Origin of the sequence: Klebsiella sp. LY, assembly GCF_004010915.1 — a bacterium.
Lineage (GTDB): Bacteria > Pseudomonadota > Gammaproteobacteria > Enterobacterales > Enterobacteriaceae > Klebsiella > Klebsiella quasipneumoniae.
Map to the genome: position 1 here is coordinate 3363959 of NZ_CP022444.1, position 14782 is coordinate 3378740.

The window sequence follows — 14782 nt, forward strand, 5'->3', positions numbered from 1 at the left end:
TTGTGCAAGGTTACATTTCTGAAATGTTATTTCTGTAAGGTTGTTAAAATGTCCGTCGTTTACTGATTTCAATCAAAACCTGTATGGACAGAAGGTGAATACTTTGTTACTTTAGCGCTACGAACTTTAAATTGGTAAGACCAATTGACTCCGGGCTAATGGCAGAGACAGGGAATATGGCCTACAGCAAAATCCGCCAACCAAAATTATCCGATGTGATAGAGCAGCAGCTGGAGTTTCTGATCCTTGAGGGGACCTTGCGCCCCGGTGAAAAACTCCCGCCTGAACGCGAACTGGCTAAACAGTTCGACGTTTCCCGCCCCTCGCTGCGTGAGGCGATTCAACGCCTCGAAGCCAAGGGCCTGTTGCTTCGTCGTCAGGGAGGTGGAACGTTTGTTCAGAGCCGCCTGTGGCAGAGCTTCAGCGATCCGCTGGTCGAGCTGCTGTCCGATCACCCTGAATCCCAATTCGATCTGCTTGAGACCCGTCACGCGCTGGAAGGCATTGCGGCTTATTACGCGGCGCTGCGCAGCAATGATGAAGATCGCGACCGTATCCGCGAGCTGCATCAGGCTATTGAGCGGGCTCAGCAGTCGGGCGATCTGGACGCTGAGTCCGGCGCCGTCGTCCAGTACCAAATCGCCGTCACCGAGGCGGCACACAATGTGGTTTTGCTCCATCTGCTAAGGTGTATGGAGCCGATGCTGGCGCAAAACGTGCGTCAGAACTTTGAATTGCTGTATGCCCGCCGGGAAATGCTCCCGTTGGTCAGCAACCATCGCACTCGCATTTTCGAGGCGATAATGGCCGGGGAGCCGGAGCAGGCGCGTGAGGCGTCGCACCGTCACCTGGCGTTCATTGAGGAAATTTTGCTGGACCGTAGCCGTGAGCAGAGTCGTAGAGAACGTTCGCTGCGTCGTTTACAGCAACGAAAGGACGAGAACTCCGGTTCTTAAGCGCCATTTTTAGAGCGCGGCAACTAAACGCAGAACCTGTCTTATTGAATTTTTGGTTGTTCAACGGTGAAGAACGAAGAGTTCAATGGGACAGGTTCCAGATTAATCAACGATTAGATAGATAAGGAATACCCCCCATGTCAGAACGTTTACCAAATGACGTGGATCCGATCGAAACTCGCGACTGGCTACAGGCGATCGAATCGGTCATCCGTGAAGAAGGTGTTGAGCGCGCTCAGTATCTTATTGACCAACTCCTTTCTGAAGCCCGCAAAGGCGGGGTGAAAGTGGCTGCTGGCGCATCGACCGGCGGTTACGTCAACACTATTGCCGTTGAAGATGAGCCGGAATATCCGGGTAATCTGGATCTGGAACGTCGTATCCGTTCTGCGATCCGCTGGAACGCCATCATGACCGTTCTGCGCGCATCGAAAAAAGATCTCGAACTGGGCGGCCACATGGCTTCTTTCCAGTCTTCCGCAACCTTCTACGAAGTGTGCTTCAACCACTTCTTCCGCGCACGCAATGAGCAGGATGGCGGCGACCTGGTGTACTTCCAGGGTCACATCTCTCCGGGCGTTTATGCGCGTGCGTTCCTGGAAGGTCGTCTGACTGAAGAGCAGATGAACAACTTCCGTCAGGAAGTTCACGGTAAAGGTCTGTCCTCTTATCCGCACCCGAAACTGATGCCGGAATTCTGGCAGTTCCCGACCGTTTCTATGGGCCTGGGCCCAATCGGGGCGATTTATCAGGCTAAATTCCTGAAATATCTGGAACACCGTGGTCTGAAAGACACCTCCAAACAAACCGTTTACGCGTTCCTGGGCGACGGTGAGATGGACGAGCCGGAATCTAAAGGCGCGATCACCATCGCGACCCGTGAGAAGCTCGACAACCTGGTGTTCGTTATCAACTGTAACCTGCAGCGTCTTGACGGTCCGGTCACCGGTAACGGCAAAATCATTAACGAACTGGAAGGCATCTTCGCGGGCGCTGGCTGGAACGTTATCAAGGTTATCTGGGGCGGTCGTTGGGATGAGCTGCTGCGTAAAGACACCAGCGGTAAGCTGATTCAGCTGATGGAAGAAACCGTTGACGGCGATTACCAGACCTTTAAATCCAAAGACGGCGCTTATGTGCGCGAGCACTTCTTCGGTAAATATCCGGAGACCGCTGCGCTGGTTGCCGACTGGACTGACGAGCAGATTTGGGCCCTGAACCGCGGTGGCCACGATCCGAAGAAAGTTTATGCTGCTCTGAAAAAAGCGCAGGAAACCAAAGGCAAAGCGACCGTTATCCTCGCCCATACCATCAAAGGTTACGGCATGGGTGACACTGCTGAAGGTAAGAACATCGCTCACCAGGTTAAGAAAATGAACATGGACGGCGTTCGCTACGTCCGCGATCGTTTCAACGTGCCGGTTGCCGATGCCGATCTGGAAAAACTGCCGTACGTCACCTTCCCGGAAGGTTCCGAAGAGCACACCTATCTGCACGCTCAGCGTCAGAAACTGCACGGCTATCTGCCGAGCCGTCAGCCGAACTTCACTGAGAAGCTGGAGCTGCCGACGCTGGAAGATTTCCGCCCGCTGCTGGAAGAGCAGAATAAAGAGATCTCTACCACTATCGCGTTCGTTCGTGCCCTGAACGTGATGCTGAAGAACAAATCCATCAAAGACCGCCTCGTGCCGATCATCGCCGACGAAGCGCGTACTTTCGGTATGGAAGGTCTGTTCCGTCAGATCGGTATCTACAGCCCGAACGGCCAGCAGTACACCCCGCAGGACCGTGAGCAGGTTGCATACTACAAAGAAGACGAGAAAGGTCAGATCCTGCAGGAAGGGATCAACGAGCTGGGCGCAGGCGCATCCTGGCTGGCTGCGGCGACCTCTTACAGCACCAACAACCTGCCGATGATCCCGTTCTACATCTACTACTCGATGTTCGGGTTCCAGCGTATCGGTGACCTGTGCTGGCAGGCTGGCGACCAGCAGGCTCGCGGCTTCCTGATTGGTGGTACTTCCGGTCGTACGACGCTGAACGGCGAAGGTCTGCAGCACGAAGATGGCCACAGCCATATTCAGTCTCTGACTATCCCGAACTGTATCTCTTACGATCCCTCCTACGCCTACGAAGTGGCGGTCATCATGCATGACGGCCTGGAGCGTATGTACGGTGAGAAACAAGAGAACGTTTACTACTACATCACTACCCTGAACGAAAACTACCACATGCCGGCCATGCCGGAAGGCGCCGAGGAAGGTATCCGCAAAGGTATCTACAAACTCGAAACCATCGAAGGTAGCAAAGGTAAAGTTCAGCTGCTGGGCTCCGGTTCTATCCTGCGTCACGTCCGTGAAGCAGCGCAGATCCTGGCGAAAGACTACGGCGTGGGCTCTGACGTGTACAGCGTCACCTCCTTCACCGAACTGGCGCGTGATGGCCAGGATTGCGAACGCTGGAACATGCTGCACCCGCTGGAAACACCGCGCGTGCCGTACATCGCTCAGGTGATGAACGACGCTCCGGCAGTGGCATCCACTGACTATATGAAACTGTTCGCCGAGCAGGTTCGTACCTACGTACCGGCTGACGATTACCGCGTACTGGGTACCGATGGCTTCGGTCGTTCCGACAGCCGTGAAAACCTGCGTCACCACTTCGAAGTCGATGCTTCCTATGTGGTCGTTGCAGCGCTGGGCGAACTGGCTAAACGTGGTGAAATCGATAAGAAAGTGGTTGCGGACGCAATTACCAAATTCAACATCGATGCAGAAAAAGTTAACCCGCGTCTGGCGTAAGAGGTAAAAGAATAATGGCTATCGAAATCAAAGTACCGGACATCGGGGCTGATGAAGTTGAAATCACCGAGATTCTGGTCAAAGTGGGCGACAAAGTTGAAGCTGAACAGTCGCTGATCACCGTAGAAGGCGATAAAGCCTCTATGGAAGTCCCGTCTCCGCAGGCTGGCGTCGTGAAAGAGATTAAAGTCTCCGTCGGCGATAAAACCGAGACTGGCAAACTGATTATGATTTTCGATTCCGCCGAGGGTGCAGCAGCCGCTGCACCTGCGCAGGAAGAGAAGAAAGAAGCCGCTCCGGCCGCCGCTGCTCCAGCAGCTGCCGCGGCAGAGAAAGAAGTGAACGTGCCGGACATCGGCGGTGACGAAGTTGAAGTCACTGAAATTCTGGTGAAAGTGGGCGATACCGTTGCGGCTGAGCAGTCTCTGATCACCGTCGAAGGCGATAAAGCCTCGATGGAAGTGCCGGCGCCGTTCGCGGGTACCGTGAAAGAGATCAAGATCAACACCGGCGATAAAGTCAAAACCGGCTCCCTGATCATGATCTTCGAAGTGGCGGGCGCTGCGCCTGCTGCCGCACCTGCTCAGGCTGCTGCTCCGGCGGCGGCTGCTCCAGCTGCGGCTGGCGGTGCGAAAGACGTTAACGTACCGGACATCGGCGGCGACGAAGTTGAAGTGACCGAAGTGATGGTAAAAGTCGGCGATAAAGTGGCTGCTGAGCAGTCCCTGATCACCGTCGAAGGCGACAAAGCGTCTATGGAAGTGCCGGCGCCGTTCGCGGGCACCGTCAAAGAGATCAAAATCAGCACCGGCGATAAAGTCAAAACCGGCTCCCTGATCATGGTCTTCGAAGTGGAAGGCGCTGCGCCTGCCGCCGCACCGGCTCAGGCGGCTGCGCCGGCACCGGCTGCAGCTCCGGCTCAGGCCGCTAAGCCTGCCGCGGCACCGGCTGCGAAAGCGGAAGGTAAAACCGAATTCGCTGAAAACGACGCTTACGTCCACGCCACTCCGCTGATTCGCCGTCTGGCGCGCGAGTTCGGCGTTAACCTGGCGAAAGTGAAAGGCACCGGCCGTAAAGGTCGTATCCTGCGCGAAGACGTTCAGGCTTACGTGAAAGACGCTGTTAAGCGTGCTGAAGCGGCGCCTGCTGCTGCCGCTGGCGGCGGTATCCCGGGCATGCTGCCATGGCCGAAGGTTGACTTCAGCAAGTTCGGTGAAATCGAAGAAGTGGAGCTGGGCCGTATCCAGAAAATCTCTGGTGCCAACCTGAGCCGTAACTGGGTCATGATCCCGCACGTTACGCACTTCGATAAAACCGATATCACCGATCTGGAAGCGTTCCGTAAGCAGCAGAACGCCGAAGCTGAGAAGCGTAAACTGGATGTGAAATTCACCCCGGTTGTCTTCATCATGAAAGCCGTGGCCGCTGCGCTTGAGCAGATGCCGCGCTTCAACAGCTCGCTCTCCGAAGATGGTCAGCGTCTGACGCTGAAGAAATACATCAACATCGGTGTGGCGGTGGATACCCCGAACGGTCTGGTGGTTCCGGTCTTTAAAGACGTGAACAAGAAGAGCATCACCGAGCTGTCTCGTGAACTGACCACCATCTCGAAGAAAGCGCGCGATGGCAAACTGACGGCGGGCGAAATGCAGGGCGGTTGCTTCACCATCTCCAGCATCGGCGGCCTGGGTACCACCCACTTCGCGCCGATTGTTAATGCACCGGAAGTGGCCATCCTCGGCGTGTCTAAGTCCGCGATGGAGCCGGTATGGAATGGTAAAGAGTTCGTGCCGCGTCTGATGCTGCCGATTTCTCTGTCCTTCGACCACCGCGTCATCGACGGTGCTGATGGTGCCCGCTTCATTACCATCATCAACAACACCCTGAGCGACATTCGCCGCCTGGTGATGTAATTGAAAAAGCCGGCCTGACGGCCGGCTTTTTTCTGATAACCTCAGGCTGTTTGGGATTATCAGCAACAAAGGACAAAATCGTTTGCCGTTTGTTGTTTAAAAATTGTTAACAATTTTGTAAAATACACGCGGATAGAACGTCCCGGTGGACTTGGGCGTAAAAATAATAGCGTCAGACCCGCCGGATATAAATTACAGAGGTCATGATGAGTACTGAAATCAAAACTCAGGTCGTGGTACTTGGGGCAGGTCCTGCAGGCTACTCTGCAGCCTTCCGTTGCGCTGATTTAGGTCTGGAAACCGTCATCGTAGAACGTTACAGCACCCTCGGTGGGGTGTGCCTGAACGTGGGTTGTATCCCTTCTAAAGCGCTGCTGCACGTGGCAAAAGTTATCGAAGAAGCGAAAGCGCTGGCCGAACACGGCATCGTTTTCGGCGAACCGAAAACTGACATTGACAAGATCCGCACCTGGAAAGAAAAAGTCATCACTCAGCTGACCGGTGGTCTGGCTGGCATGGCCAAAGGGCGTAAAGTGAAGGTGGTTAACGGTCTGGGTAAATTCACCGGCGCTAACACCCTGGAAGTGGAAGGCGAAAACGGCAAAACCGTGATCAACTTCGACAACGCTATCATCGCGGCGGGCTCCCGTCCGATTCAACTGCCATTTATTCCGCATGAAGATCCGCGCGTATGGGACTCCACCGACGCCCTGGAGCTGAAATCTGTGCCGAAACGCATGCTGGTCATGGGCGGCGGTATCATCGGTCTGGAAATGGGTACCGTATACCATGCGCTGGGTTCAGAGATCGACGTGGTTGAAATGTTCGACCAGGTCATCCCGGCTGCCGATAAAGATGTGGTGAAAGTCTTCACCAAACGCATCAGCAAGAAATTCAACCTGATGCTGGAAACCAAAGTGACAGCCGTTGAAGCAAAAGAAGACGGTATTTATGTTTCCATGGAAGGCAAAAAAGCGCCGGCGGAAGCACAGCGTTACGACGCCGTGCTGGTGGCTATCGGCCGCGTACCGAACGGTAAAAACCTCGACGCAGGCAAAGCGGGCGTGGAAGTTGACGATCGTGGCTTCATCCGCGTTGACAAACAAATGCGCACCAACGTGCCGCACATCTTTGCTATCGGCGATATCGTCGGTCAGCCGATGCTGGCGCACAAAGGCGTCCACGAAGGTCACGTTGCCGCAGAAGTTATCTCCGGCCTGAAGCACTACTTCGATCCGAAAGTGATCCCATCGATCGCCTACACCGAGCCAGAAGTGGCATGGGTGGGTCTGACCGAGAAAGAAGCGAAAGAGAAAGGCATCAGCTACGAAACCGCCACCTTCCCGTGGGCTGCTTCCGGCCGTGCTATCGCTTCCGACTGCGCAGACGGCATGACCAAACTGATCTTCGACAAAGAGACCCACCGTGTTATCGGCGGCGCGATTGTCGGCACCAACGGCGGCGAGCTGCTGGGTGAGATCGGCCTGGCTATCGAGATGGGCTGTGACGCTGAAGACATCGCGCTGACTATCCACGCTCACCCGACTCTGCACGAGTCTGTTGGCCTGGCGGCAGAAGTATTCGAAGGCAGCATCACCGACCTGCCGAACGCCAAAGCGAAGAAAAAGTAACTTTTTCTTTCAGGCAAAAAGCATAAGCGGCTCCCGGAGCCGCTTTTTTTATGCCTGATGTTTAGAACTATGTCGCTATTCATAAACCGCTACACCTCATACATACCTTGTAAATAGTCACTCTGTAAACTTATAGGTAGTTAACGATATCAATGAGGTGTGTGATGAAACGCTTTTTAACCACAGCGCTGGTCGCAGCAGCGTGCTTATCCGGTGTCGCCTGCGCGGCTGACGCCACGATTCCGTGGGCGGATAACAGCGGTGGTACGGAAACGACCCATATTGCGGCGATGGGCCAGGATCTGAATGCTCAGCATCAGCAAGTGACCAAGACCAGTGAAGGAGTATGGGCGGCGAATTCCGGCAGCATCAGCGCTGACGAATCGGCATTGTCCAGTACAAAACCAGCCTTTGCCGGCGATCCGTCGCTGATGCCCCACCAGGGCTAAGTGAATGAAAACGCCCGGTTGCGTGTACGTAACCGGGCGTTTTTTATGGGTTGACCACCTGCCAGCCGGCGTCAGCGTCGGGGGCAAAGCGCGTTATCGCCTGGGCCTTTGCCGCGCTCTCTTCACCGAGATTGGCCTGATAAACGGTATCGTGCTGATCGATCATAAAGCTCATCACGCCGGTTTCCCCCCACGCCACCGGCCACGCCAGCAAGGCGACGCTCTGCTCATCTCTACCGGTGATAATGCGGAAGCGGTAGCCATGGTAGCCGCTGCCGGGAACCGTCGGGCTAAAGGCTGGCCCAAGCGGACTTGGCGCTTCGCCCGGCGAGGTGGGCCAGTACAGACCATCTTTTTTGCCTTCGCTACTGATGATTTTCTGCGCCCAGCGGTGGTTCAGTTGATAGTAATCCTGCTGGGCGTCAACGTAGGCATGCATGGCGGCTATCGCCGACAGTTCATTACGGCCGATAGCGCGGGTGAGGATCTCTTCTTCGCCAGCCGCCATATCAAAGCGCCAGCCCTGGGATGCTTTGACGATGGGGACTGGCAGCCGCCATGCTTCGCTACCGACGTCGAGCCAGGCTTTTTCACCCTGCTGCACAATCACATGTTTCACCTGCCAGTCGCGCTGGAAGCGGTCGACGGCAGTGGGGTCGATCCCGTCGGGGGGTAAAAAATGCTGCCAGTTATCGCCAAGCACTTCACTCAGCGCCGCGTCATTTTGCTGGCCGATCGCCTCGGCCAGCGCGCTTGCGGCCTGCTCGGGGGTGGCATACTGCTGCTGGGCGAAGGCGGCAAGCGGCGACAGCATTAACGTGAACAGGGCAATTGGTAATGGGTTTCTCATTCTGCTCATCCTCAGCGGCGGCGTAGTTCATGGTGTTCAGAAAGACGCTCTCTGGCGCCGTCGCGCTGCTCGCGGTTTACGCTGGAAAACTGACGACTCTGCCGTCCCCGTTCCTGCTGCGCTTGCCAGGAGGGGGCGCGGCTTTCGTTGCCGCTAAGGGCGCTGGCGCGCAGATGACTGACCGTCTGCTGACGCTGGGCTGGCGTGGCGGACTGGAGCTGCTGCCGGCGCTGTTGCTGCTGCGGTGTAGTATTCTGCTCGCGGCTCTTAATGGTTTCCCTACGCTGCTGTTGCTGCGGCGTCGGGTTTTTCAACTGCGCTTTCGCCGCGTCTCGACGCTGCTGGGTCGATGTCGGCTCGCTGTCGTAACCGCGGTAGTTGCTGCGCTGGGTGGCTTGTTTCAACTGCGCCGAGGCCGCCTGACGCTGGGCATCGCGCGAGGCGGTGTTTGCCGCCAGGTTGCCCGCCGTGGCGGTCGACGCGCTGCGCTGCTGAAGCTGGGTCATCGCCGCCTGGCGCTGCGCCTCACGATCGACCGGCGCATGCTGGGTCGCGCTCAGTCCGCCGGATACGTTGGTCTGATGAAAGCGCTGGGCGACGGTATTATTGGGGTATGGCACGTGACCGCGATAGGCGGGGTTGTGCTGCCAGTTTACGCGGTCGCCCGGCAGGTTTTGTCCGGTAATGCGGTTAAAGTTATTCACATTGATATTGATGTTATCGCCGTTATGCGAGTAATCGCCGCGGTGGTAGTCGTCATCGTGATGGTGGTGGTCATCATCATCATCCCAGTCGATGCTGCTGAACAGCGCCCAGGTGGTCGCCACGCCCAGGCTGTAACCGAAGCCTTTGACGAAGCTATCGGTAAACTGCTCCCCGGGAGGCGGCGGCAGATAGACCGGAGGATAGGCGCTGTTCGGCCAGGTACCATAGACGGTGGAGGGGTTGTAGTTGGGAACATAGACCACCTGTGGATCGGTCGGTTCTATTTTTATGACCTGCGTCGGTGCGGGCGCCATCGCGCTGGTCGTTGACGTTGTTACCGTGCTGCTTTTCGAGGTGGAGGCCGGCGCAGGCGCCGCTGCGGCGACAATCACTTTTTGCTGCGGCGTAGATTTCAGCGTCCCTGTCTGCTGGGCGATGGCACGCAGACGCTGCACCGAGTCCATCACATCATGCGGCTGGGCCAAAAACGCATTACCGAGATTTTCCACCCAGGGCGGATTCTCGCCCATCATCGCCAGCAGGGCCGGGAAAGCGACAAGCGATTTAACGCTGGGATCCCACGGCTGGCTGGCAACAGCCTGAACGGCGGCATCCCCTTTCATGGAGGGGTTATCCTGGGACCACTGCACGGCCTGCATGACGTTGTCCGGGTAGGTGGAGGCCATCAGCACCTGCGACAGCAGACTGTCCGGATAGAGCGCGATGGGGGCAACCCACTGATCAATCTGCGCCTGGGTGTAGGTGGTGGCTACCGGCTGCGCGGCGACTGGCTGTGTGGCTGGAGTGGGTGCCGGCGCAGCCTGCGCCGTCGGCTCCGTGACCGTCTCTGGAGTACGGCTTTGCACATAGAGTGTTCCCGCCGCCGCGAGTAAACCAGCGCTACAGAGCAGGGCGATAATATGGGGTTTGAATGGCAGTGACATAGAAGCTCCTGACCCAAAAAGTAACCCATCTCGCTAAAGTATCGGCGAAAACGGCGCGTTTGCTGAGTATAAGTAAGCGGTATGGCTTTTTATTGATGATTGTTGGGATCGGCCCATGGCGTTGTACGTGGAAAGGAATTTTTGTCGCGGGATTTGAACAGAAAGCCTGCAATATCCTGCCCTTAACGATTCAGCTAAATTTTAATGTTGCTTTTTTGTAAACAGATTAACACCTTTCAAAAATCCTGCTATGCTGCCGACGCGGTATCGGGCATTTACCCTACAAACTGCTGTCTCACAGGAGCGTGAAGAAAATCGCCCAGCCACTAAATCCTTCAAGATGCGTCAAGGCGGCAAACTGCCAATACCGAAGCAGATTGATTGAAGACGTGTAGGCCGCATTATGACAATGAGAAGCGAGGAGAACCGTCGTGCTAGAAGAATACCGTAAGCACGTAGCTGAGCGTGCCGCCATGGGGATTGTTGCCAAACCCTTAGATGCAACCCAAATGGCCGCGCTGGTAGAACTGCTGAAAAACCCGCCTGCGGGCGAAGAAGAATTCCTGTTAGACCTGCTGATTAATCGTGTGCCGCCGGGCGTTGACGAAGCCGCCTATGTTAAAGCTGGATTCCTTGCCGCGATCGCCAAAGGCGAAGCGTCCTCCCCCCTGGTTACCCCTGAAAAAGCCGTTGAACTGCTGGGCACCATGCAGGGCGGTTACAATATCCACCCGCTGATCGATGCCCTGGACGACGCGAAACTGGCGCCGATCGCCGCGAAAGCGCTGTCCCATACCCTGCTGATGTTCGATAACTTCTACGACGTGGAAGAGAAAGCGAAAGCAGGTAACGAGCACGCAAAACAGGTCATGCAATCCTGGGCCGACGCTGAGTGGTTCCTGAACCGCCCGCAGCTGGCAGAAAAAATCACCGTTACCGTTTTCAAGGTGACTGGCGAAACGAACACCGATGACCTGTCTCCGGCGCCGGATGCCTGGTCGCGTCCGGATATCCCGCTGCACGCCCTGGCGATGCTGAAAAACGCCCGCGAAGGCATTGAACCGGATCAGCCGGGCGTGGTTGGCCCGATCAAACAGATCGAAGCCCTGCAGCAGAAAGGCTACCCGCTGGCCTACGTTGGCGACGTGGTCGGGACCGGTTCTTCACGTAAATCGGCCACCAACTCGGTGCTGTGGTTTATGGGCGACGATATCCCGAACGTGCCGAACAAGCGTGGCGGCGGCCTGTGCCTTGGCGGCAAAATCGCGCCAATCTTCTTCAACACCATGGAAGATGCAGGCGCGCTGCCTATCGAAGTGGATGTGTCAAACCTGAACATGGGCGACGTTATTGACGTTTACCCGTTCAAAGGCGAAGTGCGTAACCACGAAACCAACGAACTGCTGGCCAGCTTCGAGCTGAAAACCGATGTGCTGATCGACGAAGTGCGCGCCGGCGGCCGTATCCCGCTGATCATTGGTCGCGGTTTGACTACCAAAGCGCGCGAAGCGCTGGGTCTGCCGCACAGCGATGTCTTCCGTCAGGCGAAAGACGTGGCGGAAAGCACCCGCGGCTTCTCTCTGGCGCAGAAAATGGTTGGCCGCGCCTGCGGCGTTGCCGGTATCCGTCCGGGCGCCTACTGCGAGCCGAAAATGACCTCCGTCGGTTCTCAGGACACCACCGGTCCAATGACCCGTGATGAACTGAAAGACCTGGCGTGCCTGGGCTTCTCCGCTGACCTGGTGATGCAGTCCTTCTGCCACACCGCAGCCTATCCGAAGCCGGTTGACGTCACCACGCACCATACTCTGCCGGACTTCATTATGAACCGCGGCGGCGTCTCACTGCGTCCGGGCGATGGCGTTATCCACTCCTGGCTGAACCGCATGCTGCTGCCGGATACCGTGGGTACCGGCGGCGACTCCCATACCCGTTTCCCCATCGGGATCTCCTTCCCGGCGGGCTCTGGTCTGGTGGCCTTCGCCGCCGCGACCGGCGTGATGCCGCTGGATATGCCGGAATCGGTGCTGGTGCGTTTCAAAGGTAAAATGCAGCCGGGGATTACGCTGCGCGACCTGGTTCACGCTATCCCGCTGTACGCCATCAAGCAGGGCCTGCTGACCGTTGAGAAGAAAGGTAAGAAAAACATCTTCTCTGGCCGCATCCTTGAGATTGAAGGCCTGCCGGATCTGAAAGTGGAGCAGGCGTTCGAGCTGACCGATGCCTCTGCTGAACGTTCTGCTGCAGGTTGCACCATCAAGCTGAACAAAGAGCCGATCGTTGAGTATCTGAACTCCAACATCGTCCTGCTGAAGTGGATGATTGCCGAAGGCTATGGCGATCGCCGCACTCTGGAGCGTCGTATTCAGGGTATGGAAAAATGGCTGGCGGATCCGCAGCTGCTGGAAGCCGATGCTGACGCGGAATACGCGGCAGTAATCGACATCGATTTGGCGGATATCAAAGAGCCGATCCTGTGCGCGCCGAACGATCCGGACGATGCCCGCCTGCTGTCTGATGTGCAGGGCGAGAAGATCGACGAAGTGTTCATCGGCTCCTGCATGACCAACATCGGCCACTTCCGTGCCGCCGGTAAGTTGCTGGACAGCCACAAAGGCCAGCTGCCGACTCGCCTGTGGGTGGCGCCGCCAACCCGTATGGACGCCGCGCAGCTGACCGAAGAAGGTTACTACAGCGTATTTGGTAAGAGCGGGGCGCGTATCGAAATCCCTGGCTGTTCCCTGTGTATGGGTAACCAGGCGCGCGTGGCCGACGGCGCGACGGTGGTTTCCACCTCTACCCGTAACTTCCCGAACCGTTTAGGTACCGGCGCTAACGTCTATCTGGCCTCTGCCGAACTGGCGGCGGTAGCTTCTCTGCTCGGTAAACTGCCGACGCCGGAAGAGTACCAGACCTTCGTGGCGCAGGTGGATAAGACAGCGGAAGATACCTATCGCTATCTGAACTTCAACCAGCTGGATCAGTACACTGAAAAAGCTGACGGCGTGATCTTCCAGACCGCGGTGTAAAACCATTCGGTCAGCCCAGCTGACCGTTTGGCTACAAACTCCTCAATGCCCGGTGAACATTGCATCACCGGGCATTTTTATTTCCAAACCTCCTGCCTGTTACGCTTTTTTTCTTTCGGTCTGCTGCGATAATTACTCCATGGGTACAGTGCAGCGGTGACGCATTGCCCTTGCAGAGGAAAAGACGATGGACTACGAATTTCTGCGCGATATTACCGGAGTGGTAAAGGTGCGAATGTCGATGGATCACGAGGCGATTGGCCACTGGTTCAACGAGGAGGTGAAAGACAATCTTGCTCTGCTTGACGAAGTGGAGCAGGCTGCGCGCACCGTGAAGGGCAGTGAACGTTCCTGGCAGCGTGCCGGACATGAATATACGCTGTGGCTGGATGGCGAAGAGGTGATGATCCGCGCCAATCAGCTGGAATTTTCCGGCGACGAAATCGAGGAGGGGATGAGCTACTACGACGAAGAAAGCCTCTCTCTGTGTGGTGTTGAGGATTTCCTGCAGGTGGTTGCCGCCTATCGTGAGTTTATGCAGCAGCGTTGATGACTCGTTGTGCGCCGGGCTGCGGAAAAGCGTAGCCCGGCTAAGCGTCGCGTGCGCAGGGCACATCTCCGGTCGCGACGAGTACCTTTCCCCGCTTCCCGCCGGCGCAGAACCCAGGCCCGGCGCGCAAAATCGCCGCCGGGCATTTGAGGCATTACACGGCAGGAATATTGCGGCCGTAGTAAATCTCGCGCATCTCTTTCCACAGCAGGTCGGTAATGACCTTGCGCTCTTCAGCGGTCAACTCTTCCGGTCGGGTATGGAACATGTAATGCTTAAGGTCGAACTCCTTAAGCAACATTTTGGTATGGAAGATATTTTCCTGATAAACGTTGACGTCGACCATGTCATACAGCGACTTCATATCGTCAGACATAAAGTTCTGAATTGAGTTGATTTCATGATCGATAAAATGCTTCATCCCATTGATGTCGCGGGTAAAGCCGCGCACGCGGTAGTCAATGGTCACAATGTCCGATTCCAGCTGGTGGATCAGATAGTTCAGCGCTTTGAGCGGTGAAATAACCCCGCAGGTAGAGACTTCGATATCGGCGCGGAAGGTGCACAGGCCGCCTTCCGGGTGGCTCTCCGGATAGGTATGCACGCAGATATGGCTTTTATCGAGATGGGCGACCACGGTTTCAGGCAGCGGGCCGGGGTGTTCGGTCTGGTCGATAAGCCGCGGGTCGACGGGCTCTTCGCTTACCAGAATGGTCACGCTGGCGCCCTGGGGTTCATAATCCTGGCGGGCGATATTCAGGATATTAGCGCCAATAATAGAGCAGGTTTCGCTCAGGATCTCTGTCAGGCGATTGGCATTATAAAGTTCGTCGATATAGGCGATGTAGCCGTCGCGCTCTTCTGCCGTTTTGGCGTAACAGATATCGTAGATACAAAAACTCAGGCTTTTGGTCAGGTTGTTAAAGCCGTGCAGCTTCAATTTTTTCAATTTAG

Annotated in this window: 10 protein-coding genes; 7 read left to right on the plus strand and 3 right to left on the minus strand. The window is 56.3% G+C overall.

What is annotated here, in order from left to right:
• The first annotated feature begins 176 nt into the window (after window positions 1-176).
• The 5 genes from pdhR (at window position 177) to CE636_RS19385 (ending at window position 7750) form a co-directional block, all read left to right on the plus strand.
• On the plus strand, window positions 177-956 hold the full coding sequence (gene pdhR, locus CE636_RS19365) for a pyruvate dehydrogenase complex transcriptional repressor PdhR (RefSeq protein WP_002888699.1): 780 nt from the start codon (window positions 177-179) through the stop codon (window positions 954-956).
• A gap of 137 nt (window positions 957-1093) precedes the next feature.
• Entirely contained in the window at window positions 1094-3757 is a 2664-nt protein-coding gene (aceE, locus tag CE636_RS19370) for a pyruvate dehydrogenase (acetyl-transferring), homodimeric type (protein ID WP_004204365.1), read from the plus strand.
• Between the two features lie 14 nt (window positions 3758-3771).
• Window positions 3772-5670, plus strand: coding sequence for a pyruvate dehydrogenase complex dihydrolipoyllysine-residue acetyltransferase (gene aceF / locus CE636_RS19375; protein ID WP_017901171.1), 1899 nt, complete (start codon window positions 3772-3774; stop codon window positions 5668-5670).
• 206 nt (window positions 5671-5876) lie between these two features.
• A complete protein-coding gene (gene lpdA, locus CE636_RS19380) occupies window positions 5877-7301 on the plus strand; it encodes a dihydrolipoyl dehydrogenase (protein ID WP_002888731.1) in 1425 nt (474 codons plus the stop codon).
• Between the two features lie 164 nt (window positions 7302-7465).
• Entirely contained in the window at window positions 7466-7750 is a 285-nt protein-coding gene (locus CE636_RS19385; protein WP_004204367.1) for a hypothetical protein, read from the plus strand.
• Window positions 7751-7793: 43 nt separating this feature from the next.
• On the opposite strand, the gene CE636_RS19390 is transcribed toward CE636_RS19385, so the two are convergent.
• Both CE636_RS19390 and CE636_RS19395 read right to left on the minus strand, forming a co-directional pair.
• Window positions 7794-8600 (minus strand): DUF2950 family protein, encoded by an 807-nt coding sequence (locus CE636_RS19390; protein ID WP_017901170.1) that lies wholly within the window; start codon window positions 8598-8600, stop codon window positions 7794-7796.
• Between the two features lie 11 nt (window positions 8601-8611).
• Window positions 8612-10249, minus strand: coding sequence for a DUF3300 domain-containing protein (locus CE636_RS19395; RefSeq protein WP_017901169.1), 1638 nt, complete (start codon window positions 10247-10249; stop codon window positions 8612-8614).
• 431 nt (window positions 10250-10680) lie between these two features.
• On the opposite strand from CE636_RS19395, the gene acnB reads away from it, so the two are divergent.
• Complete coding sequence (gene acnB / locus CE636_RS19400; RefSeq protein ID WP_017901168.1) at window positions 10681-13278, plus strand: bifunctional aconitate hydratase 2/2-methylisocitrate dehydratase; 2598 nt, start codon at window positions 10681-10683, stop codon at window positions 13276-13278.
• Between the two features lie 187 nt (window positions 13279-13465).
• Window positions 13466-13828, plus strand: a complete 363-nt coding sequence (gene yacL / locus CE636_RS19405; protein ID WP_004204373.1) for a protein YacL — start codon at window positions 13466-13468, stop codon at window positions 13826-13828.
• Between the two features lie 154 nt (window positions 13829-13982).
• Here yacL and speD read toward each other — a convergent pair whose 3' ends face one another.
• Window positions 13983-14777, minus strand: coding sequence for an adenosylmethionine decarboxylase (gene speD, locus CE636_RS19410; protein ID WP_004204375.1), 795 nt, complete (start codon window positions 14775-14777; stop codon window positions 13983-13985).
• Between the last annotated feature and the right edge of the window lie 5 nt (window positions 14778-14782).

Coding starts and splice junctions, on each gene's coding strand:
- pdhR (WP_002888699.1), top strand. CDS start 177: ATGGCCTACAGCAAAATCCGCCAACCAAAATTATCCGATGTGATAGAG.
- aceE (WP_004204365.1), top strand. CDS start 1,094: ATGTCAGAACGTTTACCAAATGACGTGGATCCGATCGAAACTCGCGAC.
- aceF (WP_017901171.1), top strand. CDS start 3,772: ATGGCTATCGAAATCAAAGTACCGGACATCGGGGCTGATGAAGTTGAA.
- lpdA (WP_002888731.1), top strand. CDS start 5,877: ATGAGTACTGAAATCAAAACTCAGGTCGTGGTACTTGGGGCAGGTCCT.
- CE636_RS19385 (WP_004204367.1), top strand. CDS start 7,466: ATGAAACGCTTTTTAACCACAGCGCTGGTCGCAGCAGCGTGCTTATCC.
- CE636_RS19390 (WP_017901170.1), bottom strand. CDS start 8,600: ATGAGAAACCCATTACCAATTGCCCTGTTCACGTTAATGCTGTCGCCG.
- CE636_RS19395 (WP_017901169.1), bottom strand. CDS start 10,249: ATGTCACTGCCATTCAAACCCCATATTATCGCCCTGCTCTGTAGCGCT.
- yacL (WP_004204373.1), top strand. CDS start 13,466: ATGGACTACGAATTTCTGCGCGATATTACCGGAGTGGTAAAGGTGCGA.